This is a genomic window from Roseibium denhamense (genome assembly GCF_009711415.1).
Taxonomy (GTDB): domain Bacteria; phylum Pseudomonadota; class Alphaproteobacteria; order Rhizobiales; family Stappiaceae; genus Roseibium; species Roseibium denhamense.
On record NZ_SMLZ01000112.1, the window covers coordinates 161,717 to 185,285 of the forward strand.

A 23,569-nucleotide genomic window follows, 5' to 3' on the forward strand; every position below is an offset into this window, starting at 1 on the left:
TATGATCAGAGTTGTATCTGCTTTCTTGTTTGGCCTGCTTTTCGGCTGCGGCATTTTGATCTCTGGCATGGGCAATCCGGCCAAAGTTCTGAATTTTTTCGATATCGCAGGCACATGGGATCCGAGCCTTGCGTTTGTCATGGGCGGCGCGTTGATTGTGACAGCAATTGGCTATCGCTTGGCGTTTCAAATGGATAAACCTTTGCAAGCCAGTGTTTTTTCGCTGCCAACCCGTGCTGAGCTGGATACAAGACTGATCGGTGGGTCCGCGGTGTTCGGAATTGGATGGGGCCTAAGTGGTTTTTGTCCAGGCGGCTTAATTCCGGTTCTGGGCCTTGGCCTGAGCGGCCCGCTGTTGACCGCGGCAGCTGTGGTCGCCGGTATGATCACCGCGCGCTGGCTTAGCGGTGTGAGGACAGGCGGAAAACATGCCGCCGCATAAACGATGATTGGCCTTGCCAAACAAGAGAGGCTTAGATGAACACGTCCAACTATCCCGTCGACATGGCCGTCGAACCGGAAGTCAAAGCTTTCTTCGATCCGGCGACGAACACAATCAGCTACGTGGTGAAGGATCCAGCGTCTGACGCCTGTGCCATTGTCGATAGCGTGATGGATATCGATTACGCAGCAGGCCGGATTACCTATGATTCAGCAGATGAGATAATCGGCTATGTTATTGCCAATGGCTTGAGAGTCGAGTGGCTGATCGAAACACATGTCCATGCGGATCATCTGTCTGGTGCGCCATACATTCAGCAGAAGCTTGGCGGCAAGATCGGCATCGGCGAAAAGATTACCGTCGTTCAAGAGACGTTTGGCAAAGTCTTCAACGAGGGAACCGAGTTTCAGCGGGATGGAAGCCAATTCGATCGGCTTTTTGTAGATGGAGATACCTACCAGATCGGCGAAATGACGGCTTTTGCCATGTACACACCCGGCCACACACCGGCCTGTATGGTGCATGTGATGGGCAATGCGTCCTTTGTCGGCGACACTCTCTTTATGCCGGACGGCGGGTCAGCCCGGGCCGACTTTCCAGGCGGGGACGCGGCGACACTTTACGAGTCCATTCAAAAAGTCCTGGCACTTCCCAGCGACATGCGCCTTTTCATGTGCCATGACTACGGCCCCAACGGACGGGACATCCAGTGGGAGACGACAGTCGGAGCCGAGAAGGATCACAACATCCATGTTGGCGCCGGAAAAACGAAAGAAGAGTTCGTCAAATTCCGGACGGAACGCGATGCACAGCTGGATATGCCGAAATTGATAATTCCGTCTCTCCAAGTGAATATGCGTGCAGGAAAGCTGCCGCCGGCCGACGAGACCGGTAAAACATTTCTGAAAGTCCCGGTTAACGGGCTTTAGGACAGCATCGCGAGACGTTCGATGAATCCCAATAAACTCAGCGCAGACGTGTCTGCATCAGGGCAGATTGATCCAAGCGACATAGCGGCGATCAAGGAACTTGGGTTCCGGTCTATCATCTGTAACAGGCCCGATGGTGAGGGCGCGGATCAGCCGGATTTTGAAGAAATCCGTCAGGCAGCTGAAGCGGCGGGCCTTCAGGCCAGGTACCTTCCTGTTTCTCCGTCGGGTCTGACCGCTGCTGATCTGGAAGGTTTTTCCGGGCTAACCGAGACCCTTCCCAAACCTATTCTGGCATATTGCCGGTCCGGCGCGCGGTCCGCAGCTCTTTGGCAAAACACCCAATGACCCAACGCCTCGCGCGTTATCTTCCGGTCCTTGTATGGGGAAAGCAATATGATCGTGAGACGGCAACCAGTGATCTGGTTGCAGCCGTTATCGTCACGATCATGCTTATCCCGCAGTCCCTGGCCTATGCACTTCTGGCAGGCCTGCCCCCGGAAGTCGGCCTTTACGCGTCAATTCTTCCGTTAGTCGCCTATGCCATTTTCGGAACCAGCCGGGCCCTCGCTGTTGGCCCGGTTGCTGTTGTTTCCCTGATGACCGCGTCTGCGGTCGGGGAACTTGCTGAGCAAGGCACACCGGAATATCTCGGTGCCGCAATCATTCTTGCCTTCCTCTCCGGCCTGATGCTGATCACGATGGGGGTGTTCCGTCTCGGGTTTCTGGCAAATCTTTTGAGCCACCCGGTGATTTCTGGCTTCATCACAGCATCCGGCCTTTTGATTGCTTCCAGCCAACTCAAACACATTCTTGGTGTGCCAGCCGAGGGACATACTCTTTATGAAATTTTGCTGTCGATCACAGAACACCTTCCGGACGTAAATTGGGTCACGATTGCCATCGGTGTGACCGCCACGGGTTTCCTGTTCTGGGTCCGCAAAGGTTTGAAACGGCTTCTGCTTCGCCTCGGACTCAGCGCCTTTTCGGCCGACATCATTACAAAAGCGGGGCCTGTGGCCGCCGTCGGTGTAACAACTGGACTGACGGCAGCCTTTGACCTCGCCAGCAAAGGCGTCAAGATTGTTGGCGATATTCCGACCGGCCTCCCCATGCCGCAAATGCCAGATTTCGACAGCGCGTTGTGGCTTGAACTTGCCGGTCCTGCTTTGCTCATTTCGGTTGTGGGATTTGTCGAGTCGGTCTCAGTCGCCCAAACCCTGGCGGCCAAGAAACGCCAGAGAATAGACCCGGACCAGGAGTTGATAGGATTGGGTGCGTCCAACGCCGTATCTGCCGTCTCCGGCGGCTATCCGGTCACCGGCGGGTTTGCCCGTTCGGTTGTCAATTTCGATGCAGGTGCCGCAACTCCGGCTGCAGGAGCGTTTACGGCCGTGGGAATTGCCATCGCCACGGTGTTTCTAACACCACTCTTGACGTTTCTCCCACAGGCGACGCTCGCAGCCACGATAATCGTCGCCGTGCTCTCTTTGGTTGATCTACCGGCGATCCGGAGGACCTATCAGTACTCAAAAAGCGATTTTGCTGCCATGACAGCAACGATTGTCATCACGCTCCTGTTTGGAGTGGAGCCGGGCATCGTTGCCGGGGTAACGCTTTCCATCGCCCTTTATCTTTACCGGAGCAGCCGACCGCACATGGCGATCGTCGGCATTGTTCCCGGAACAGAGCATTTCAGGAACATTGACCGGCATAAGGTCGTTACCGGGACGACGGTGCTAAGCCTGCGTGTTGATGAGAGTCTTTTCTTCGCAAACTCACGGTTTCTGGAAGACCGGATCTACGAGCTTGTCGCCTTGAAGCCGGAGATCAGGCATGTGGTTCTGATGTGCCCAGCGGTGAATGAGATCGATGCCAGCGCTTTGGAAAGCCTGGAAGAGATCAATCACCGGCTCTCAGACTCGGGGGTCAGCTTCAACTTGTCTGAAGTGAAAGGCCCCGTGATGGATCGATTGAAGCGCACGGACTTCTTGGACCACCTCACCGGTAAGGTGTATCTCAGTCAGTATGATGCCTTGTGCAGCCTTGACCCGGAGACAGCCCACATTTCCGAAGCGCGAACCCCAAAGAAAACAGCCAGCTCCGACATGTGGTCAGGTCCTGAAATCTGACATTTGCCGGCGCGAGACCGAACCCGTCAGTCCTGGCTCAGACCGTCAATGGAAGTTTGCAGGATTGGCTGGATCTTCTCGCAAAACCGGAAGTGGACAGGTTGGCGTTCACCCTCCTGAACCATTAGCCCCTGTGTTCCGCGCGGCCGAACGGTAATCAGCTCAATGGTCTCATCACCGCCATCCAGCAGACAATTGATAGCGGCACGCTGCGTGTAGGCCTGAGGTTTTTCCGCGCCATAAACCTGGCAGATACGGCCACGCATCTCATATAGCCCGCGGTATATGGCTAGCGTGGACCCGGGCTCGCTGAGATCGATCCGTGACGTCGGACAGGAAGCCAAATCCCGGACCCAAATACCCTGGGCGAAGTCTGCAAATCTCAGGTCAAGCACCCGCCCTTTTAGTAAGGGCGCTGATTTGGGAACGGAAAACGCCAGATCACCTTTCCCGGCAGAGACACTCCCCACAGGTATAAGAGCGGCGACCATTCCGAGCACGACGGCCGCTTTTTTGACCTTTCCGAACACCACGCAGTCCTCCCCAGCGGCACTTCGGCCCTACACGACTTCATTTTCCTGAAAAGATCAATGCTCACCAGCAACAACACTTGAATTTTTAGAACAAAGATGGAACAAATGGGCATGGTGATCGAAAACGATATGGCTTCGGGGGCCATTTCCCTCGGTAACCCGCTTGAGGACGGGCGCCAGTCGCCAGCTGCCCAAAAGGTCTGGCGGGGCACCGCCCGCATGTTACGCCAATATAAATTTGCCTGCCTGCCGGAAGTCACACTTGGGTCGGGGCGGCGTGCGGATCTCTTGGCGCTCGGCCCCAAACACGAGCTTCTAATCGTAGAGGTCAAATCCTCAGTGGCCGATTTTCGCGCAGACACGAAATGGCCGGATTACCGGCAGCATTGCGACCAGTTTTACTTTGCGACACACCCGGATGTGCCTTTGGAGATTTTTCCAGAAGAGGCAGGCCTGATCCTTGCCGACGGATTTGGTGCGGAAATTATAAGAGAAGCTCCTGGACACCGGATACCACCGGCAACACGCAAGGCCGTCATTCTGCGCTTTGCGCGGCATGCGGCCAACCGGCTTCACGATCTCTTGGATCCAGAATCTCTCCAGCCGTACAACCGTTTGTGATGCTCTAATCCGCCAGACCCGCACTACGTATGAAGGACAACCGCTAACGGAAACAGGAGCCTTGGTGCGGCAGCCGGTACACATTGTTTGGTTCAAGAAAGATCTTAGGGTTTATGACCATGCCGCGCTAAAGCGCGCATCGTTACGTGGCCCGGCTCTGCCTCTCTACATTGTAGAGCCGGACCTTTGGTCTCAGCCCGACATGTCCGGCAGGCATTATGCATTCCTGCTGGAAAGCCTTGACTGTCTTCGGAACGAATTGGCCCGTCTTGGCCAACCCCTGATCATTCGAACAGGACCGGTGACATCGGTCCTGGAGTCTATCCGGTCCCGATATCCCGTAGCCGGTCTTTGGTCCCATGAAGAGACCGGGAATGCGTGGACATACGAGCGCGACAAACAGGTCGCGGCGTGGTGCCGCAACCACGGTGTACCCTGGACCGAATGCCGTCAAACCGGCGTGATCCGCGGTTTGATAAACCGGAATGGATGGGCCTCCCGCTGGGATGGCTTTATGGGCGAGATGCCGGTTGACGCACCACAACTCTCTCCTCTCGAACAATTGGATCTAGGGGAGCCACCGGCCGCCCAATCTCTTGGCCTTGCCGATGATGCCTGCCCGGGCCGGCAGACGGGCGGCCGGCGCGCTGCCTTCACGACACTGCAGAGTTTTCTCCACGAACGGGGCAAGTCTTACCGCGCAGCCATGGCGACACCGCTGAAAGCCTTTTCGGCCTGTTCGCGCTTGTCACCGTATTTTGCATTCGGGACCTTGTCGCTTCGTGAAGCCGCCCAGGCGACCTGGGAGCGCCAGCGGGACCTCAAAAAGTCCGATTTTCCGGGGCGCACCACGTGGCAGGGCGCGATGCAGTCGTTTTCCGGGCGGCTGCATTGGCATTGCCATTTCATGCAGAAGCTTGAAAACGAGCCGCGTCTTGAGTTTGAAAACCTCCATAAGGCGTACGACGGATTGCGGCCCGAGATACCGAACCGGGAAAGGCTCACCGCATGGCAAGACGGGGAAACCGGGCTGCCCTTTGTCGATGCCTGCATGCGTGCCTTGACCGCCACCGGCTGGATGAATTTCCGCATGAGGGCGATGCTGGTTGCCGTCTCCAGCTATCATTTGTGGCTCGACTGGCGGCAGCCGGGCTTGCACCTTGCCCGTCTTTTTACCGACTACGAGCCCGGCATTCACTGGCCGCAAGTGCAGATGCAATCTGGGACGACAGGGATTAACACAATCCGGATTTACAACCCCATCAAGCAGGGAATTGACCAGGATCCCGATGGCCAGTTTGTGCGCCAGTGGCTCCCGGAACTCATAGACATCGATACGGCATTTATTCACACGCCGTGGAAAGCCCCGAACGCTGGGAAAGTGTTGGGAAAGAGCTACCCCTTTCCAGTCGTCGACTACCTGAGTGCCGCGAAACAAGCCCGGGAGAAGGTCTGGGCAATCCGCAAATCCAATACCTATGTGGAACAAGCCCGTGGCATTCAGGACCGGCACGGCAGCCGCAAAAGTGGCATCCCGATGCGCGGCGCAACCACCGCCAGAAAAAAATCAAAGCCCGCTCATCCGGACCAAAAGGATCTTTTCGGGTAACCCTCATGAAAGCGCGCAGGAAATCCGAGCTCCCTCAAAAGACCTGCATGACCTGCGGGCGCCCCTTTACTTGGCGGAAGAAATGGGAGCGGGATTGGGAAAATGTGAAATACTGTTCTGAAAGATGCCGGCGGCAGCGGGCGACACCGCCAGCCACCACCCAATCTTGACGCATTCCATGCAGCCAAGATCTTCAGAGAATCTGGCCTTCTATGCTGAATGCCAGATTCTCCAGGTTTTTAAACAAAGAGATTGACCAGGCTTTCCAGATATTCCTGTTTGCCGGAAACCGGTTGCGGCTCCAGGTCTTTTGAGTGCACGCGCTCCGCCAGTTCTTCCAACGAGCTGCCGCCGTTCAGAATTTTCTGGTTTTCCGGTTTTTGCCAGCCGGCATAGCGCTCATCCACGAACTCCTTGAGCCGGCCGTCTTCAATCATGGCGGCAGCCGCCTTCAGGCCGCGCGCAATTGCATCCGCGGAACCGACGTGCGCTTGAATCAGGTCTAGCGGATCAATGGACTGGCGCCGCAGCTTGGCGTCAAAATTCGTGCCCCCGGAGGAAAAGCCACCGGCCATAAGGATTTCGTAATAAGCCAGTGCCAGTTCCGGAACATTCATGCCGAAATGATCGGTATCCCAACCGCACTGGTAATCGTTCCGGTTCATGTCCACGGACCCGAAAATGCCAAGCGAACGCGCCATATGCAGTTCGTGTTCAAATGAGTGACCGGCAAGGATTGCGTGCCCCTGCTCGATGTTCATTTTGACTTCGTTTTCAAGCCCATAGCGTTTCAAAAATCCATAAACTGTCGCAACGTCATAATCGTATTGGTGCTTGGACGGTTCCTGTGGTTTCGGCTCAATGAGGATTGTGCCGCCAAACCCGATCTTGTGCTTGTATTCCACAACCATGGTCAGGAAACGTCCAAACTGATCCATTTCATGACCGATGTTAGTATTGAGCAACGTCTCGTAGCCTTCGCGGCCGCCCCACAGAACGTAATTCTCGCCGCCAAGGCGATGGGTCACATCCATGGCGTTTTTGACCTGTGCCGCAGCGTAAGCGAACACATCCGGGTTTGGATTGGTTGCCGCCCCGCTCATAAAGCGGCGGTTGGAGAACATGTTGGCCGTGCCCCAAAGCAACTTGATGCCGGTCTCAGCCATTTTCTTTTCAAAGATGTCCGCGATGGCATTCACATTGGCATTGCTTTCAGCAAGCGTTGCCCCTTCCGGCGCGATATCGCGGTCATGGAAGGTAAAAAACGGCATTCCGAGGATCTGGAACATCTCAAAGGCAACATCTGCCTTCAACCTTGCCTGCGCCATCGGATCACCGCCAGCGGCCATCCAGGACCGCATGAAGGTCTCGCCGCCGAATGGATCGGTCCCGGGCCAGCAGAAGTTATGCCAATAGCAAACCGCAAAGCGCAGGTGCTCTTCCATGCGCTTTCCGAAAACAACTTCATCCTTGTTGTAGTGGCGGTAGGTCAGCGGATCCTTGCTGTCCGGACCGGCATACCGGACCGGCTGTAGATCACCGAAGAAGCCCGTGCTCATTGATAGTCTCCTCAAAACCCGGCTTGCTTGATTGCCGGATACAGATTGCGCCATTGGCTGTACGCCTCGGCATAGGATTGGGTTAGGGTCGGATTAGGGTCGATACTTGTCTTCAGAGCAGGCCGTTCGAAAACGCCGCGCGTTTCACCCAGTGCAGCCGCCTGCGCGAGACGGGCAGCCCCCAGAGACGCCCCGAAATCGCCGTCGATGGGCACGTCAACGGAGACCCCCAGAATGCTGGCGATTATTTCAAGCCAAGTGTCTGATCTTGACCCGCCGCCAACCGCCAGAACCCGGTCCACTTGTGTTCCCGCAACGCTCAAAGCCTCAAGACAGTCCTTCAAGGCGAAGGCGACCCCATCCAGGACTGCATGCGTGAGCGCAGTGTTGTCGGTTTCGTGAGATATGCCGTAAAAGCCTGCGCGGATTTTGACGTCATTATGCGGTGTGCGTTCACCGCCCAGATAGGGCAGGAAGGAAACGGGTGACGGACCATCAACCTTCCCAAGGGCACCCGTCAGTTCGGATGCTGGCGTATTCAAGGTCTTTGAGAGCCAGTTCAAACTGTCGGTCGCCGAAAGGATCACGCCCATCTGATGCCAGGTTTCCGGAACCGCATGGCAAAAGGCGTGAACCGCGCTCTCCACATTCGGAGAAAATGCCGAGTTGGTAACGAATAGGACGCCGGATGTCCCCAGAGACACAAAGGCTGAGCCCGGCTCGACTGCTCCGACACCACAGGCCGAAGCGGCATTGTCTCCGCCGCCACCAGCGACAACCGGCGGGGCTTCAAAGCACCAGCGGCTACAGAGGTCGCCCGTTACTGTGCCAGAAATCTCCGACCCTTCAACCAGGCGGGGCATGTTGTCTCGCGTAAGTCCCGTTGCTGCGAGCAGTTTAACGCTCCAGTCCCGTTTGGCGACGTCGAGCCACAAGGTCCCGGCGCTATCAGACATGTCGCCCACATACTCGCCGGTCAGCTTAAAGCGGACATAATCCTTCGGGAGCACGACCATTTTGGTCTTTGCAAACACATCCGGCTCATTTTCGCGAACCCACTGCAATTTCGGCGCGGTGAAACCGGGCATCACCCGATTCCCGCCCAGCGTCAGAAATCCCGGTTCGCGTGCTTCCAGCTCCGCACATTGCGCCCCCGAACGTCCGTCATTCCACAAAATGCATGGCCTGAGCGGTTTCCCGGCAGCATCAAGAAGGGTTGCCCCGTGCATGTGACCGGACAGGCCAATGGCCTTGACCGCCGCAAATTCTGCAGGTGCTCTTGCTTTCAGGGCATCCAACACGGTTTCACAGGCCAACCACCAGCTCTCAGGATCCTGTTCTGACCACCCAGGATGAGGCCGTTCGACCGTCAACTCAGCCGTTTGGGATGAAATAAGATCCTGGTCTTCATTCAGCAGAATCGCCTTGACCGAGCTGGTCCCAATATCCAGGCCAATATACATGAGGTGCGTTCCTCATTTTTGATCCAAAAAACTGCCGCGCCCGGTTTCCCGGCCCCGGCTTTGCTAGAAACTTGTGGCTTACCAAAACTGGCAGCAGCACAAGTGCGGGTCTGCGGCAGACCGCAGACCCAAACTATTTTTAGTCGCCCGCACCGTCATCAGCAAGCGCACCCGGGCCCGGCGTCGCACCGGCAGGACACTTGCCGAGGATGATCATCCCGAGCACATCGTCATCGGTCACGTCCGTGGTTTTGGCAGTCCCGACCAACTGGCCGTTTTTCATGACGGCAATCCGGTCACACAACTGGAATACGTCGTGGATGTCATGGCTGATCAGGAAGATGCCAAGTCCCTGCTTCTTCAACTCCTGAATCAATTCCGCAACCATTTGCGTCTCATGGACACCTAGCGCAGCGGTCGGCTCGTCCATGATCAGGATCTTGGCATTGAAGTAGACCGCACGGGCAATGGCAACAGACTGGCGCTGCCCGCCCGATAGCGCTTTTACGGGTGCATGGAACTTTTTGAAGTTGGGATTCAACCGCCCCATGATCTTGCGGGTTTCAGCTTCCATCGCATCGTCATCGACAAAGCCAAGCGGCGATGTCAGTTCGCGGCCGAGAAACAGGTTCGAGGCGGCGTCGAGATTGTCCGCAAGCGCAAGCGTTTGGTAGATCGTCTCGATGTTGTGGTGACGCGCATCGCGCGGCGAGTGGATATGCGCCTGGTCCCCATTGATCAGGATCTCGCCGCTATCGGCTTTGTAGGCGCCGGACAGGATCTTGATCAGCGTCGATTTTCCGGCGCCATTGTGGCCAAGAAGCCCAACCACTTCGCCCGGGTACAAATCAACCGACACATGATCAACGGCGCGCACTCCGCCGAAGGAAATGCACATGTCCTTCATTTCTACGAGTGGAGTTGCCATGGATCAGTCTCCGGTGCGTTTGCGGTAGATGATGTCGACAAGGACGGCAATGACCAGAACGACCCCGACAACGATGTTCTGGAGCGGAGCATCCACGCCAACCATTGCCATTCCCGACTGCAGGGACTGCATGATCAGGGCGCCAAGAATTGCGCCATAGATCGTGCCGATGCCTCCGGCCAGGGCCGTTCCGCCGATGACGGCTGCCGCAATCACCCGCAGCTCGTCGAGCGTCCCGATATCATTTGTCGAAAATCCCAAACGGGCGGATGCGACAGCGGCCGCCAATGCACACAGGCCGCCCATGATCGCAAACACTTTGACGGTCAGGAACCGGGTGTTAATACCCGACAGTTCCGCCGCATCCGGGTTGCCGCCAGTTGCGAAGATGTAACGCCCGAGGCGTGTGCGGCGGGCCACAACCGTCATCACAATCGCCACGATGATCAGAAGCAACACGGAGTACGGAATTCCGTAGCCCATTGTCAGCCCCTCGGGAAGCGTTTCGCCCCGCGCTTCAAAGATGCGCCGCAAACGGGCCGCCGGGATCTCATAGGCGTTCAGGATCCAGACGAAACCAAGGATCGCTATCGTCGTGATCGCCGCCATGGTCGCCTCGGCCCAAAGGGGCTTTACGGGAAATCCGTGCGACGATTTACGGCGCCTTGAGGCAACCTGGAGCCAAAGAGCTGCAGCAACTGCGGCGATACCGAAAATCCACGAGGCGGTCTCGCCCATCGTGCCGCCGATGCCACCTATCATGGTGAAGGTCTCATCCAGCGGGCCGATCGTCTGGCCATTGGTGATGAACCAGGCGACATTCCGCCATACGAGCAGACCCCCAAGCGTCACGATAAAGGCCGGAATGCCGAGGTAACCGATCATCCAGCCTTGAAAGGCTCCGATCAGAACACCGACAATCACGCCTGCAACGATTGCAAGGATCCAGATGCCTGGATGCCCTAGCCCCAGAACGGCTGGCAAGACGTCTGTTTGGACAACAGCCATGACCGCAGCAACGGTCGCCAGTAGCGAGCCGACTGACAGATCAATGTGGCGTGTCACGATAACGAACACCATACCGGTCGCCATGATCGCGACCGAAACGGTCTGGATGGTCAAATTGAATATGTTGCGCGGCGTCAGAAACCGGCCATCCGTGAACACATTGAAAACCAGACACAGGACGATGAACGCCCCGATCATGCCCAACAGCCGTGTGTCGAGCTGTAAGGCGGCAAAGATGTTTCGTGCTGCCGGGCTCTTTGGCCCAGACAGTGCGGTGTCGGACATCGGGGTTACTCCTGCTTGGAGACCATTTTGCGTAAACGCCGGGTGGCCTGCCCCTCGGGAGACGGCCACACCAGCCTCCCTGATCTAACGGCCCTGGTGAACCACCAGGGCCGCGTTTTTATCGTTATCGGGATCAGTTACAAGGAGCCGGGCCGTTTTCAACGCCCTGGCAAAGATCCGCTTGGGAGATCCAGCCAGCGTCAACGACGGCGGTGAGGTTGTCCTTCGTGACCGGGAGCGGTGCCAGGAACTTCGCCGTCAGTTCGGTGCCGGACGGGGATGTCCATGAACCAGCACCGTCAACGGCACTCATCTCATCGCCGTTCGCCAAAGCGACTGCAATTTCACCAGCTGCCTTACCGAGTTCACGGGCATCTTTCCAAACCGAAACAGTCTGAGTTCCCTTGGCAACACGGTTCAGGGCCGCATGGTCACCGTCCTGACCGGACACCGGAATACCTTCCATGCCCTGCGCTGTCAGCGCCGCAACAACACCGCCGGCAGTGCCGTCGTTGGAGGCGACAACGGCGTCGACATTGTTGTCATTGGCGGTCAGAATCTGTTCCATGTTCCGCTGCGCGTTAGCCGGCAACCAGCCGTCCGTATAGGCTTCACCAACGATCTTGATGTCACCAGAGTCGATGGCTGCCTGCAGGACTTCCTGCTGACCACCGCGCAGGAAGTCGGCATTCGGGTCGGTCGCAGACCCCTTGATCATCACATAGTTGCCTTTTGGCGCTGCCGCGAACACTTCGGCAGCCTGCATCCGGCCAACTTCAACGTTGTCGAACGTGAGATAGAACGCGCGCTCGTCATCGATCAGGCGGTCATAGCCAACAACGGGGATGCCTTCATCAGCAGCAGCTTGAACAGCCGGGCCGATTGCCTGGGCGTCCTGCGCCAGGATGATCAATGCGTTTGCGCCTTGAGCGATCAAGGCCTCAACATCGGACAGCTGTTTTGCAGACGAGGATTGAGCGTCAGCTGAAATATACTGGGCACCGGCTGCCTCAAGGGCGCCTTTGATGGCTGCCTCATCGGTCTTCCAGCGTTCTTCCTGGAAATTGGACCAGCTTACGCCAACAACAATGTCATCCGCATTGGCTGCTGTAAGCGCGGTTGCGGACAGCAGGGCGCCCGCCAGCAAAGTGGTAATCTTACGCATCGTGATGTTTCCTCCAATTGGCGAACCTCTTCTTTGAGTAGGTGCGCCGCAAAATGCGTCTATGTTGCAGGCGCTCACTCCTGCGCCTCGATTAGGACAACCATATTGTTATTTTTTTTGGATCCCGAAAAAAAGTTGCTCTAAAGCGCCGCTCCTGTCAACATGGTTTTATAAATCTCTGTCTCACAGACCGAAAAAACCGGCAATCAGGCAGGAAAACCGGGAGAAACCCGGTGCGGAGGAACCCATAGGAAGAGCTGAGCCAGCATGACACGCAAGGCAGACCGGGATCAGATCCGGCGGCAGAACAGAAGTATTGTTCTACAAGCGCTGCGACGCAAAGGCCCGATGGCGCGGATCGACTTGGGCCAGCTCACGAGACTGAGTCCGGCCACGGTCACGGCCATTACATCCGACCTTCTCGACCAGCGCCTGATCGTCAGTCTTGAAACAGACGAACCCAAAACACCGCAGACACGGGGACGGCCTCGGACCCTGCTGCAATTGAACCCTGATGCCGTTTACACGATCGGGATCCGCCTATCGGTCAATAACATCGACCTCTCCCTGGTCAATTTCGCCGGCGATGTCACCTACGGACAACGAACCCATTTTGACAGCGCAACGGAAAATGCAGCCACCTTTCCCGCTCTGCTGATCTCTGCCATCCAAGCTTTTCTTGAAGAAGCCGACATCGATGCGGAGCGGGTGCGCGAGATCGGCGTTGCAGCCCAGGGGGTTGTAGAGACCGAAACAGGACTGGTGTCTTGGAGCCCAGCTTTTGCCGGGCGGAAAATTCCAATCGTTTCCCCCCTTCAAAAGGCGTTTTCAGCAGAGTGTTATGTCTCCAACGACACCAACATGATCACCGAAGCTCTGCATTGGTCCGACCCGGCACGCTATAGCGGAACGTTTGCCGTAATCATGCTCGACTACGGCGTCGGGATGGGTCTTTACCTGAACAACAGGCTGTTTTCCGGAGCCAGCGGAACAGCCGCCGAATTCGGTCATGCCAACCACCTGCCCGGCGGCGCGCTTTGCCGTTGCGGCAAGCGTGGGTGTCTGGAAGCCTATCTGTCGGACTATGCCCTGGTCCGCGCCGCCTTGCATTTGCCGGATACCACTGATCCTGCCTCGATCAAAGCGGGTGTGGAAGGTCTGGCGCGCCTGATCGCGGCGGCCGGAAGCGGGGATGAAAATGCGCTGAAGGCTTTTTATGAAGCCGGCAGGGTTCTTGGGTACGGCCTTGCCCGTGTTGTTGCAATGATAGACCCCAAACGGGTCGTCTTGACCGGAGCTGCGATGCGCGCGTTCTCCTTCATGGAGAAGGGGATGTGGGAAGGTCTAGAAGAAGCGCTCGTGGAAGATCTGCGCAGCAATTTCTCCCTGGATGTCATGCCCTGGAACGAGGACTTCATCAGAACGGGCTTGATTGCCCAGTCGATGGAACGCCTTGACAAGGATTTCATGGGGCACGGCAGCGACGTGACCGAAAGGGCCGCACGCCCTGATGAAGCGGAGGAGCTATCCGCATGAACAACCAAACCTTGCTTTACTGCGTCGCTGGAGCCGTGTCCGGTCTGATGGTGACCACCGCCATTGCAAGCCCGGATCTTCCCCCCTGGAGCGAAAAGGCGATTGTTGAGGATGTCGATATCCAGGCGCTGGCTGCCTCTGGTGACGATCCGATTGCCGTGCTCCAGCCAATTGGAGAAGATCTCTTCACCGCCAAATTTACAGTTCTCGATGGGGCCGGGCGGCCCGATGCAACGGGAGCGATCCTGCCGACAAAAGTCCGCCGCCAATCCCATCTGACATTCCAAAGGCTCGCCGGTCTGGACGCGAATGCCTGCTCATCCTGCCACAATGAACCGGTTGTGGGCGGGGCGGGCTCCTTTACTGCGAATGTATTCGTGTCCGAAGGGTTCGAGAGCGCCGATTTTGATACGATCGATCCGCAGTTTTCCAATGAGCGCAACACCAATGCGCTTCAGGGCGCGGGCCTGATCGAGCTTCTCGCCCGTGAAATGACCGCTGACCTGCGAAAACAGCGCCAATCTGCGCTGGCCGGAGCGCGACAGTCCGGCGAACCGGAGACCGTTGCGCTGGTCACAAAGGGTGTGTCTTTCGGGCATTTGACAGCCTTTGCGGACGGGACCCTAGACGTGTCCCGGATTGAAGGTGTGGACCATGATCTGACGATCCGCCCCTTCAGCCAGAAAGGTGTTTTTACATCCCTGCGCCAATTCACTGTCAATGCAATGAACGCCCACCACGGCATTCAACCGGCGGAACGGTTTGGATCGGACTGGACTGGCACGGCCGATTTTGATGGAGATGGCTACCTCGACGAAATGAGCACTGGCCAAGTATCCGCCCTTGTCGCCTGGCAAGCAACGCTCCCTGCACCGGGCCGGAAGGACGATTTGCCGGAGGTCTGGCAAGACGCAGCGGACCACGGAGAGGATCTTTTCGCTGCAACCGGCTGCGCCTCCTGCCATCTGCCATCCTTGCCGCTGGACAGCCTAGTTTTCCTTGACCCCGGCCCATATGACACAGCGGGCACGCTGCGGCAGAGCGATGTGGAAACACCCTTGGTGCTCGATCTTGAGACGCTGGTTTGGGTCCAGTCCCTGCCACGTGACGAAAGCGGCCGCGTCCTCGTTCCCCTTTTCGGCGATTTGAAACGCCACAAGATCGCCGATGCAGCCAATGATACGCTTGGCAACGAGCTGCTGGCGCAGCGATTTGTTGCAAGGGATGTCTTCATCACCGCTGAGCTCTGGGGTGTCGGCAGTACGGCACCCTATGGACACCGCGGCGATCTGACGACCCTGCACGAGGTCATCATGGCGCATGGCGGCGATGCTGCGGACAGTCAAAAGGCCTATGCCGCGCTTGAAGAGGACGAACGCCAATATGTTCTGGCCTTTTTGCGCAGTCTGGAGATTTCCCAATGATTCGACGCACATTGGCGGCCGCGACGTGTCTCCTTCTCTCCGGATCACCCTCTTCACTCGCGGCAGACAGCTCGAAACCACCTGAGGCCCTGGCACCAATTCCATCTTTCACGGAGGAAGCGCAACAAGCCGACGTGACCCATGTCTACGACGGCGCGTGGGAGTTTTTTGTTGGCGGCGGCACGGCCATTTTCGACTGCAATGACGACCGCAGGCCTGACCTGTTTCTGGCTGGCGGCAGCAACCAGGCCCGGCTTTTTCAAAATGAAAGCATCACCGCTGGTCCGCTCAAGTTCAAAGAAGTCGATACAGGCGTTTCCGACCGCAGTCTCGGACGCGTGCTTGGTGCCTATCCGATTGATATTGATAACGACGATCATCTGGATCTCGTCGTGCTGCGTCTGGGTGAAAACCTCCTCCTCAAGGGTTTGGGAGATTGCCGCTTTGAAGTGATGAACCGAAGCCTTGCCTTTGAAGGCGGGCGGGAATGGACAACAGCGTTTTCGGCAACCTGGGAGGAAGGCAGCACCTATCCCACACTCGCTTTCGGAAATTATGTCGACAGGTCGGCGCCCGGATCACCGTGGGGGACCTGTCACAACAACTTTCTCTTCCGCCCGGACGCCGATAGTGAAGCGCTGCTCTATCGCGAACCAACACGCCTTTCGCCAGGGTACTGCAGCCTGTCGATCCTCTTCACCGACTGGAACCGTTCAGGCGAGGCTTCCCTGCGGATTTCCAATGACCGGCACTATTACCGGGGCGGCCAGGAGCAGCTCTGGGCCGTTCCGGCGAACCGGCCGCCGCGCCCCTATCGCCGTAGCGATGGCTGGCAGCATCTGAAAATCTGGGGCATGGGCATCGCCTCCATTGATCTCAATGTAGACGGCTTTCCCGAATATGCGCTGACAAGCATGGGCGATACGAAACTGCAGACCCTCGATCTGGAAAGCGATGATACGCTGCCGGTCTTCGAGGATATCGCCTTCAATCTGGGGGTCACCGCGCACCGCCCCTACACGGGTGACGACCTAAAACCCTCCACCGGATGGCACTCGGAGTTCCAGGACGTCAACAATGATGGGCTTTGGGATCTCTTCATTGCAAAAGGCAATGTCGAGGCCATGCCGGATTTTGCCGCCTATGACCCCGATAACCTCCTGCTCGGCCAATGGTCGCGGACTTTCGCCGAAGCTGGAAAAGATGCCGGAATTGCGCTCGACCGCCGGGGCCGCGGCGGTGGCCTTGCGGATTTCAACGCTGACGGGCTGCTCGACCTCATCGTTGTGAACCGCAGTTCCCCGGTCAGCCTCTTCCGTAACACCGGCGCAGGAACGGCCGCAGACCCGCGCCCGCTTGGCAATTGGCTCGCAATTGATGTGAGGCAGCCTGCGCGGTTTAACGGGCGGGCTGTTGGCGCAAAGATCAGTGTGAAAACGGGAAACCGTACCCTGGTCAAAGACATTCAGGTTGGCGGCGGCCACGCATCGGGACAACTGGGGTTTGTGCATTTCGGCCTTGGCGTGGCCGAACGGGCAAATGTTCGCATTAAATGGCCGGATGGCGACTGGAGCCACGGCTACCGGGTTTTCGCAAACAGCCATGTTGTCATTGAGCGGGGCACAGAGAAGGCCAAGCTCTGGTACCCGCCAGGGGCGTCCAACCCATAGATCCCCGGGCAGCACTTCGCTGCGATGAGGCCAATTGTGGCGGAAGAAACGGGCTGACAGCAGCACCCTTGGGACTGCGGCAAGCACCGAATAACCCTTGTTGGGCCAAGGCTGAACGCCCGCCCCGCGTAGGCACTGCCCGTTCAATTTTCTTCTAGAAAGCCACGTTCTATCCGGTGAATAGCGCCATTTTGGCTGATTGAGCCGTTACGCCAAAAATTTAAGCACGCCCAAAATATAGACTAAACCACTGATGTTTCAGCAATATTATTGCTGAGTTTTTCCCTCCAGTTTTTAATTGTTCTAAAAATATTTGACTAACTGTTCAAATTTTTGCCCAATACCGGCACGAGCACCCTCAAACAACGAAGGATGCCGTTCCCAAAAACGATCGCCAACCTTCCGGAGATCTTCATGACCCAGACCAAAGCCGGCCCGGATATTGCCGCCGGACGCTTGCCTCAGGAAGCCTACGCTGACAACTTCAGCGACCTGCATCCGCTCCTGGAACCGCACGAGGCACAGGTCGAGGCAGACCGGTGCTACTTCTGTTACGATGCGCCTTGCATGCAAGCATGCCCGACCAGCATCGACATCCCCCAGTTTATCCGCCAGATCTCGACGGGCAATCCGACCGGATCGGCGAAGACCATCTTTGACCAGAACATTCTCGGCGGCATGTGCGCCCGGGTTTGCCCAACAGAAACCTTATGCGAGCAGGTCTGCGTGCGCGAAGTCGCGGAAGGCAAACCGGTAAAAATCGGTCAGCTGCAGCGCTATGCGACCGATCATTACATGGCCGAAAATGAAACGCAGCCCTATCAGCGGGCAGCCAGCACAGGCAAGAAGGTTGCCGTGGCGGGCGCCGGCCCGGCTGGTCTCGCCTGCGCACACCGCCTCGCCATGCACGGTCATGACGTGACCCTGTTCGATGCGCGCGAAAAGCCGGGCGGCCTGAACGAGTTCGGCATTGCGTCCTATAAATCAGTCGACAATTTCGCAGCCCGTGAAGTCGAGTTCGTCCTCTCGATCGGCGGAATTGACCTTAAGACCGGCATGCGCCTTGGTGACAATCTGAACCTCGCCGATCTGCGCGCGTCCTACGATGCCGTGTTCCTCGGCATTGGCCTGGGCGGCGTGAATGCGCTTGGCCTCGACGGCGAAGACAAGGGCGGCTCTCTGGATGCTGTCGACTATATCGCCAACCTGCGCCAGGCCGACGATCTCGGGAAACTTCCGGTTGGCAGGCGTGTCGTCGTCATCGGCGGCGGAATGACCGCGGTTGATATTGCTGTTCAGACCAAACTTCTTGGCGCCGAAGACGTGACCATTGCCTATCGGCGCGGTCAGGACCGGATGAACGCATCCGAATATGAGCAACATCTCGCTCAGACAAATGGCGTCAAAATCATGACCTGGGCACAGCCGAAGGCACTTGTGGCTGCAAACGGCTCGGTCACGGGGATTGAACTGGAACGGACACGGGATCAAGATGGCTCCCTCACCGGAACCGGTGAAACCGTAACGCTCGAAGCTGACATGGTCTTCAAGGCCATCGGCCAGACCCTGGTGGACACGGATCTCGGTGGCGCCCTGACCCTCGAAAAGGGCCGGATTGTGGTGGACGCGGACCGCAAGACCAGCCTCGACGATGTGTGGGCGGGCGGCGACTGCGTTGCCGGCGGCGAAGACCTCACGGTCGCAGCCGTCGAAGACGGCAAGATCGCCGCGGAAGCCATCAACGCCGCGCTGAGCGCCTGAACGGCCGAGGGAGAGACACATGGCTGATCTGACGACAAATTTTATCGGCATCAAGTCGCCGAACCCGTTCTGGCTGGCCTCTGCGCCGCCAACAGACAAGGAATACAACGTTGTCCGCGCCTTTAAGGCCGGCTGGGGCGGCGTTGTCTGGAAGACGCTTGGCGATGGCGACCCGGTCGTCAATGTCAACGGCCCGCGCTACGGCGCCATTCACGGCAAGGACCGGCAGCTGATCGGACTCAACAACATCGAGCTGATCACCGACCGTCCGCTGGAGGTGAACCTTCGGGAGATCAAGCAGGTCAAGCGCGATTGGCCTGACCGTGCACTCGTCGTCTCGCTGATGGTCCCCTGCGAAGAGCAGAACTGGATTGACATCCTCAAGGCTGTTGAAGACACCGAAGCGGACGGGGTTGAGCTGAACTTCGGCTGCCCGCACGGCATGAGCGAACGCGGCATGGGTTCCGCTGTCGGCCAGGTGCCGGAATATATCGAGATGGTCACGCGGTGGGTGAAAAAGCACTCCCGAATGCCCTGTATCGTCAAACTGACGCCGAACATTACCGATATCCGCAAACCGGCTCAGGCCGCAAAAGCGGGCGGTGCGGACGCGGTTTCCTTGATCAATACAATCAACTCGATCGTCAGCGTCGATCTGGATGCCATGTCACCGGCCCCCATGGTCGACGGCAAGGGCGCTCATGGCGGCTACTGCGGCCCGGCCGTAAAACCAATCGCACTCAACATGGTTGCGGAAATCGCCCGGGATCCGGAAACACATGGCCTGCCGATCTCCGGTATTGGCGGCGTGACCACATGGCGCGATGCGGCCGAGTTCATGGCGCTTGGTGCCGGGTCCGTTCAGGTCTGCACCGCCGCGATGACCTACGGCTTCAAGGTGGTTGAGGACATGATTGAAGGCCTCAGCGACTGGATGGACCAAAAAGGCTATACGTCGGTTGACCAAATCGTCGGGCGGGCGGTTCCGAACGCGTCCGATTGGCAGCATTTGAACCTCAACTACATCGCCAAGGCCAAGATCAATCAGGATCTGTGTATTGAATGTGGCCGCTGCCACATTGCCTGCGAGGACACCTCGCACCAGGCAATTACCAATATGGTCGACGGCGTGCGCAAGTTCGAGGTGATCGACGAGGAATGCGTCGGCTGTAACCTTTGCGTCAACGTTTGCCCGGTCGAGAACTGCATCACCATGGAGCAGATGGCCCCCGGGACGGTTGACCCGCGCACCAACAAGGTCGTGGAAGAGAAATACGCCAACTGGACAACCCATCCAAACAATCCGATGGCGGTGCAGGAAGCAGCTGAGTAGGGACGTTTCCGTCTCAACCAACTTCGAAAAACCGCAGGTGGTCTCAGCACCTGCGGTTTTTTTGTTCAGCACCTTTTGCAATCGCAAACATGCCCGGTTAGCGTAAGCGAAAAGGGTTCACCGGGCAGGGTTTCATGCGCTCCAATTATTTGCTGTTAGGCTGCTCCATCAGCCTGTGTGCGGTCATCGGTATATGGGGCGTGGCCGATCCCCAAAGCCTTCAGGACACCGCGCAGCGCATTGTCGATCAGTATTTCGTCAGCCGCGGATGGTTCGTGATGCTGTCCGTCACGATCATGCTGCTTTTTTGCCTCGGTCTTGTGTTCACGCGGTTCGGGGATATCCGGCTCGGTGTGGATACCGACCGGCCCGAATACGCGACTCCCACCTGGATCGCCATGCTCTTTGCCGCGGGCATGGGAGTTGGGCTTTTGTTTTGGGCCGTTGCCGAACCCCTAACGCATTTCGCCTTTCTGGAGGGCAAGATATCGGTACCGGAGGCAGCCGACGCGGCGCTTCTGGCAACCAATTTTAATTGGGGCATCCACGCCTGGGCGATCTATGGAACGACTGCCCTTGCCATTGCCTATTTCAGTTATCGCAGGGGCACGCCGATGCTGGTAAGCGCTCCGTTGAAAAACCTGTTTCCCGGTGAGACATGGGCGTCTGTCGTCGGCTGGTTTTCCGACTTCATGGCCATTTCGGCCATCGCAATCGGCGTTGCGGGCTCCGTTGCCATGGGCGTGTTCCAGGTCGCGGATGGCCTGAGCGTCCTGGCCGGGGCAGAACAATCTGCACAGTGGCTGATCTGGGCTGTATTTGCTGTGATGATCGCGGCCTACATTCCCCCGCTGATGGTGGATCTCAGCACAGGAATGGCAAAGCTCTCAAACATTGCCATGAGCCTTGCCATTGCTCTCGTGGCCTACACCGTCATCATGGGTCCAACCGAATTCCTCATGAATTCGGTGATCGGCGGCATCGGCATGTATGTCGCCGATGTGATCCCCGCAGGTCTGCGCACTTTCACATTCTACGGAGATGAAATCGGACGATGGTTCCAGGACTGGACCCTGACCTACATGGTCTGGTGGATTGCCTGGGGGCCATTCGTCGGGGTCTTTGTCGCGCGGATCTCCAAAGGCCGCACGATCCGCGAGTTCGTGCTGGGCGTCTTGTTGGGCCCAACCCTGTTTTCAACCATCTGGTTCGGCGCCTTTGGCGGGGTCGGCATTTTCGAGACGCTTAATGGTCAGGGTACTTTGCTCGCAATGACCCAAACGAATGTCGAACGCATGACCTTTGCGCTCCTTGACCGGCTGCCCTTTGCCACACTCACAACGCTTGCAACGGTCTTCGCAGCGTTCCTGTTTATCGTCACAAGTGTGGTTAGTGCGGCGTTTGTGCTGGGCATGTTCTCAACGGGTGGCAACCAGAACCCGAGTGTGAAGATCAAGGTCGTCTGGGGATGCCTTCTTGGCGTTCTCGGAACGGCCATGATCCTGTCCGGCTCCATGCAGGCCGTACGCACGCTGATCGCACTCGGCGCACTGCCCTTCGTCTTCATTACTGTTCTTTTGCTCGCCTGCCTTATCCGGGCACTGCTCCAAGATACAAAGGAGACTGACACTCATGCTCATCGGTGACCCGGTCGACACGCTCATGAATCTGGGCACATTCGCCTTTATCGGATTTGTATTCTGGGTGCTTTTCCGCGCGGACAAACGGACATGAAAAAGGCCGCGGACGAAGCGCGGCCTAAATCACTCGATTGATCTGGCAGTTCAGACGGTCAGAGCTTGTCGGTCACCGCTGTTGAAGTGGCGCCTTCCGGCTCCTTAGTGATGACCGGATCAGAGCCGCCGGCCAGCAAGGACTTTACGGTGCGCTCATAAGCGTCCATGTCCAGCTTGCCATCGGACCCGTCGACGAGCTTGTTGATTTCACCCACCATCCGGATCTGATGCTTTTCGGTCTGAGCACCAGTTGCATCGTTTTCCAATACGATGTCAGCTGCTTCCTCCGGATTTTCGGCCGCGTAGGCCCAACCTTTCATGGAGGCCCGAACGAAACGCGCCAGCTTGTCGACCATGGCCGGGTCTTCCAGGCTTTCCTCAAGCACATAAAGACCGTCTTCCAGCGTTGCGACGCCCTGGTCCTCGTACTTGAAGACGATCAGGTCTTCAGCTGGAATGCCCGCATCGATGACCTGCCAGTACTCGTTGTAGGTCATCGTAGAAATGCAATCGGCCTGCTTTTGCAGAAGCGGATCAACGTTGAAGCCTTGCTTGAGTACGGTCACACCGTCCTCGCCACCATCTGTCGGGATTCCCAACTGGCTCATCCATGACAGGAACGGGTACTCGTTGCCGAAGAACCAGACGCCAAGCGTCTTGCCCTTGAAGTCTTCCGGCGATGTAATGCCGGTTTCCTTCAGGCAGGTCAGCATCATCCCGGATTTCTGAAACGGCTGGGCAATGTTCACCAGCGGAACACCCTTCTCGCGGGAAGCCAGCGCCGAGGGCATCCAGTCGATGATCACGTCCGCACCACCGCCGGCAATCACCTGCGGCGGAGCAATGTCCGGGCCGCCCGGTTTGATGGTGACGTCAAGATCCTCTTCTTCGTAAAACCCCTTGTCCTTGGCGACATAATAACCAGCGAACTGGCCTTGAGTGACCCACTTCAATTGCAATGTGAGTTCATCGGCCGCCTGTGCCGCACCTGAAGCAAGGCTTGCGCCCAACACGGTTGCAAGGGCGAGACCTTTTATTGCCTTCATTGCCATTCCCCTATTGGTTATGGGCCCGCCCTGGACCGGGCCCGGTTCTGGAAGTTTTTGATCGCGGCGGCACTTCCAAGTGCAGAGGGTCCCAACCCCTGCAGAAGCAACCACATGATCACGGTAAGGCCAAACGGACATATTGTCTTCTGAGAAAGCCCTGACCAATTGGTCAAGAAAAATCTAGGAAGTTGCCGCCTGTCTGGTCAAGGCTATTTTTTAATCAAGAGCGTCAATTTCTTGCTTGACCTGACTGGGTTTTCTTTGGGCCGTAGGTATTTTGCAGCATCGGTCGGCCGAAACGATCTTGCAAAACCATCAGTATTTCTCACAATAAATCTATTCGCCAATGCCTTCTGCTTTAAAGGAAGGAGCACAGACCACTCAAA

The 23,569-nt window shown here is 57.3% G+C and carries 20 protein-coding genes; 13 read left to right on the plus strand and 7 right to left on the minus strand.

Going from position 1 to position 23,569, the window contains the following annotated elements; all coding sequences use genetic code 11:
- Position 1: 1 nt before the first annotated feature.
- Genes E1180_RS16040 through E1180_RS16055 form a run of 4 tightly spaced genes read left to right on the plus strand, consistent with a single transcriptional unit; the run spans position 2 to position 3,503 of the window.
- Positions 2-442 carry a DUF6691 family protein gene (locus E1180_RS16040; RefSeq protein ID WP_155192470.1) on the plus strand — a complete coding sequence of 147 codons (441 nt, stop codon included), beginning with the start codon at positions 2-4 and terminating at the stop codon, positions 440-442.
- A 35-nt stretch (positions 443-477) separates the two neighbouring features.
- Positions 478-1,371, plus strand: coding sequence for an MBL fold metallo-hydrolase (locus E1180_RS16045; RefSeq protein WP_155192473.1), 894 nt, complete (start codon positions 478-480; stop codon positions 1,369-1,371).
- A gap of 21 nt (positions 1,372-1,392) precedes the next feature.
- Complete coding sequence (locus tag E1180_RS16050; protein ID WP_155192476.1) at positions 1,393-1,719, plus strand: protein tyrosine phosphatase family protein; 327 nt, start codon at positions 1,393-1,395, stop codon at positions 1,717-1,719.
- Entirely contained in the window at positions 1,716-3,503 is a 1,788-nt protein-coding gene (locus tag E1180_RS16055; protein ID WP_155192478.1) for a SulP family inorganic anion transporter, read from the plus strand. The genes E1180_RS16050 and E1180_RS16055 overlap by 4 nt, the downstream gene beginning before the upstream one ends.
- A 26-nt stretch (positions 3,504-3,529) precedes the next feature.
- On the opposite strand, the gene E1180_RS16060 is transcribed toward E1180_RS16055, so the two are convergent.
- Positions 3,530-4,036 carry a hypothetical protein gene (locus E1180_RS16060; RefSeq protein ID WP_208997183.1) on the minus strand — a complete coding sequence of 169 codons (507 nt, stop codon included), beginning with the start codon at positions 4,034-4,036 and terminating at the stop codon, positions 3,530-3,532.
- A gap of 96 nt (positions 4,037-4,132) precedes the next feature.
- On the opposite strand from E1180_RS16060, the gene E1180_RS16065 reads away from it, so the two are divergent.
- From E1180_RS16065 to E1180_RS16075, 3 genes are all read left to right on the plus strand, one after another.
- The gene (locus E1180_RS16065; protein ID WP_244314088.1) at positions 4,133-4,657 is read left to right on the plus strand and encodes an MmcB family DNA repair protein; all 525 of its coding nucleotides are present in this window, start codon (positions 4,133-4,135) and stop codon (positions 4,655-4,657) included.
- Positions 4,658-4,721: 64 nt separating this feature from the next.
- Positions 4,722-6,266, plus strand: coding sequence for an FAD-binding domain-containing protein (locus tag E1180_RS16070; RefSeq protein WP_208997184.1), 1,545 nt, complete (start codon positions 4,722-4,724; stop codon positions 6,264-6,266).
- 5 nt (positions 6,267-6,271) lie between these two features.
- Positions 6,272-6,436 carry a DUF2256 domain-containing protein gene (locus E1180_RS16075; RefSeq protein ID WP_155192482.1) on the plus strand — a complete coding sequence of 55 codons (165 nt, stop codon included), beginning with the start codon at positions 6,272-6,274 and terminating at the stop codon, positions 6,434-6,436.
- Positions 6,437-6,505: 69 nt separating this feature from the next.
- On the opposite strand, the gene xylA is transcribed toward E1180_RS16075, so the two are convergent.
- The 5 genes from xylA to xylF form a co-directional block, all read right to left on the minus strand.
- A complete protein-coding gene (gene xylA, locus E1180_RS16080) occupies positions 6,506-7,825 on the minus strand; it encodes a xylose isomerase (protein WP_155192485.1) in 1,320 nt (439 codons plus the stop codon).
- Between the two features lie 11 nt (positions 7,826-7,836).
- On the minus strand, positions 7,837-9,288 hold the full coding sequence (gene xylB, locus E1180_RS16085; protein WP_155192487.1) for a xylulokinase: 1,452 nt from the start codon (positions 9,286-9,288) through the stop codon (positions 7,837-7,839).
- Positions 9,289-9,427: 139 nt separating this feature from the next.
- Positions 9,428-10,195: an ATP-binding cassette domain-containing protein gene (locus E1180_RS16090; protein WP_155192632.1), complete on the minus strand. Its 768-nt coding sequence runs from the start codon at positions 10,193-10,195 to the stop codon at positions 9,428-9,430.
- Positions 10,196-10,219: 24 nt separating this feature from the next.
- Entirely contained in the window at positions 10,220-11,509 is a 1,290-nt protein-coding gene (locus E1180_RS16095; protein WP_155192489.1) for a sugar ABC transporter permease, read from the minus strand.
- Positions 11,510-11,642: 133 nt separating this feature from the next.
- A complete protein-coding gene (xylF, locus tag E1180_RS16100) occupies positions 11,643-12,674 on the minus strand; it encodes a D-xylose ABC transporter substrate-binding protein (RefSeq protein ID WP_155192492.1) in 1,032 nt (343 codons plus the stop codon).
- A gap of 267 nt (positions 12,675-12,941) precedes the next feature.
- On the opposite strand from xylF, the gene E1180_RS16105 reads away from it, so the two are divergent.
- From E1180_RS16105 to E1180_RS16130, 6 genes are all read left to right on the plus strand, one after another.
- Positions 12,942-14,210, plus strand: a complete 1,269-nt coding sequence (locus E1180_RS16105) for an ROK family protein (RefSeq protein WP_155192495.1) — start codon at positions 12,942-12,944, stop codon at positions 14,208-14,210.
- A complete protein-coding gene (locus E1180_RS16110) occupies positions 14,207-15,634 on the plus strand; it encodes a di-heme oxidoredictase family protein (protein ID WP_155192498.1) in 1,428 nt (475 codons plus the stop codon). Before E1180_RS16105 ends, E1180_RS16110 begins: the two co-directional genes overlap by 4 nt.
- Positions 15,631-17,304, plus strand: a complete 1,674-nt coding sequence (locus E1180_RS16115) for a CRTAC1 family protein (protein WP_155192500.1) — start codon at positions 15,631-15,633, stop codon at positions 17,302-17,304. Before E1180_RS16110 ends, E1180_RS16115 begins: the two co-directional genes overlap by 4 nt.
- 414 nt (positions 17,305-17,718) lie before the next feature.
- Positions 17,719-19,065, plus strand: a complete 1,347-nt coding sequence (locus E1180_RS16120) for an NAD(P)-dependent oxidoreductase (RefSeq protein WP_155192502.1) — start codon at positions 17,719-17,721, stop codon at positions 19,063-19,065.
- Between the two features lie 19 nt (positions 19,066-19,084).
- Positions 19,085-20,398, plus strand: coding sequence for an NAD-dependent dihydropyrimidine dehydrogenase subunit PreA (gene preA, locus E1180_RS16125; RefSeq protein WP_155192505.1), 1,314 nt, complete (start codon positions 19,085-19,087; stop codon positions 20,396-20,398).
- A gap of 134 nt (positions 20,399-20,532) precedes the next feature.
- Positions 20,533-22,044: a BCCT family transporter gene (locus E1180_RS16130; RefSeq protein ID WP_155192508.1), complete on the plus strand. Its 1,512-nt coding sequence runs from the start codon at positions 20,533-20,535 to the stop codon at positions 22,042-22,044.
- 146 nt (positions 22,045-22,190) lie between these two features.
- Here the strand turns inward: E1180_RS16130 and E1180_RS16135 are convergent, their stop codons facing one another.
- Positions 22,191-23,186, minus strand: a complete 996-nt coding sequence (locus tag E1180_RS16135; RefSeq protein WP_196220615.1) for an ABC transporter substrate-binding protein — start codon at positions 23,184-23,186, stop codon at positions 22,191-22,193.
- Between the last annotated feature and the right edge of the window lie 383 nt (positions 23,187-23,569).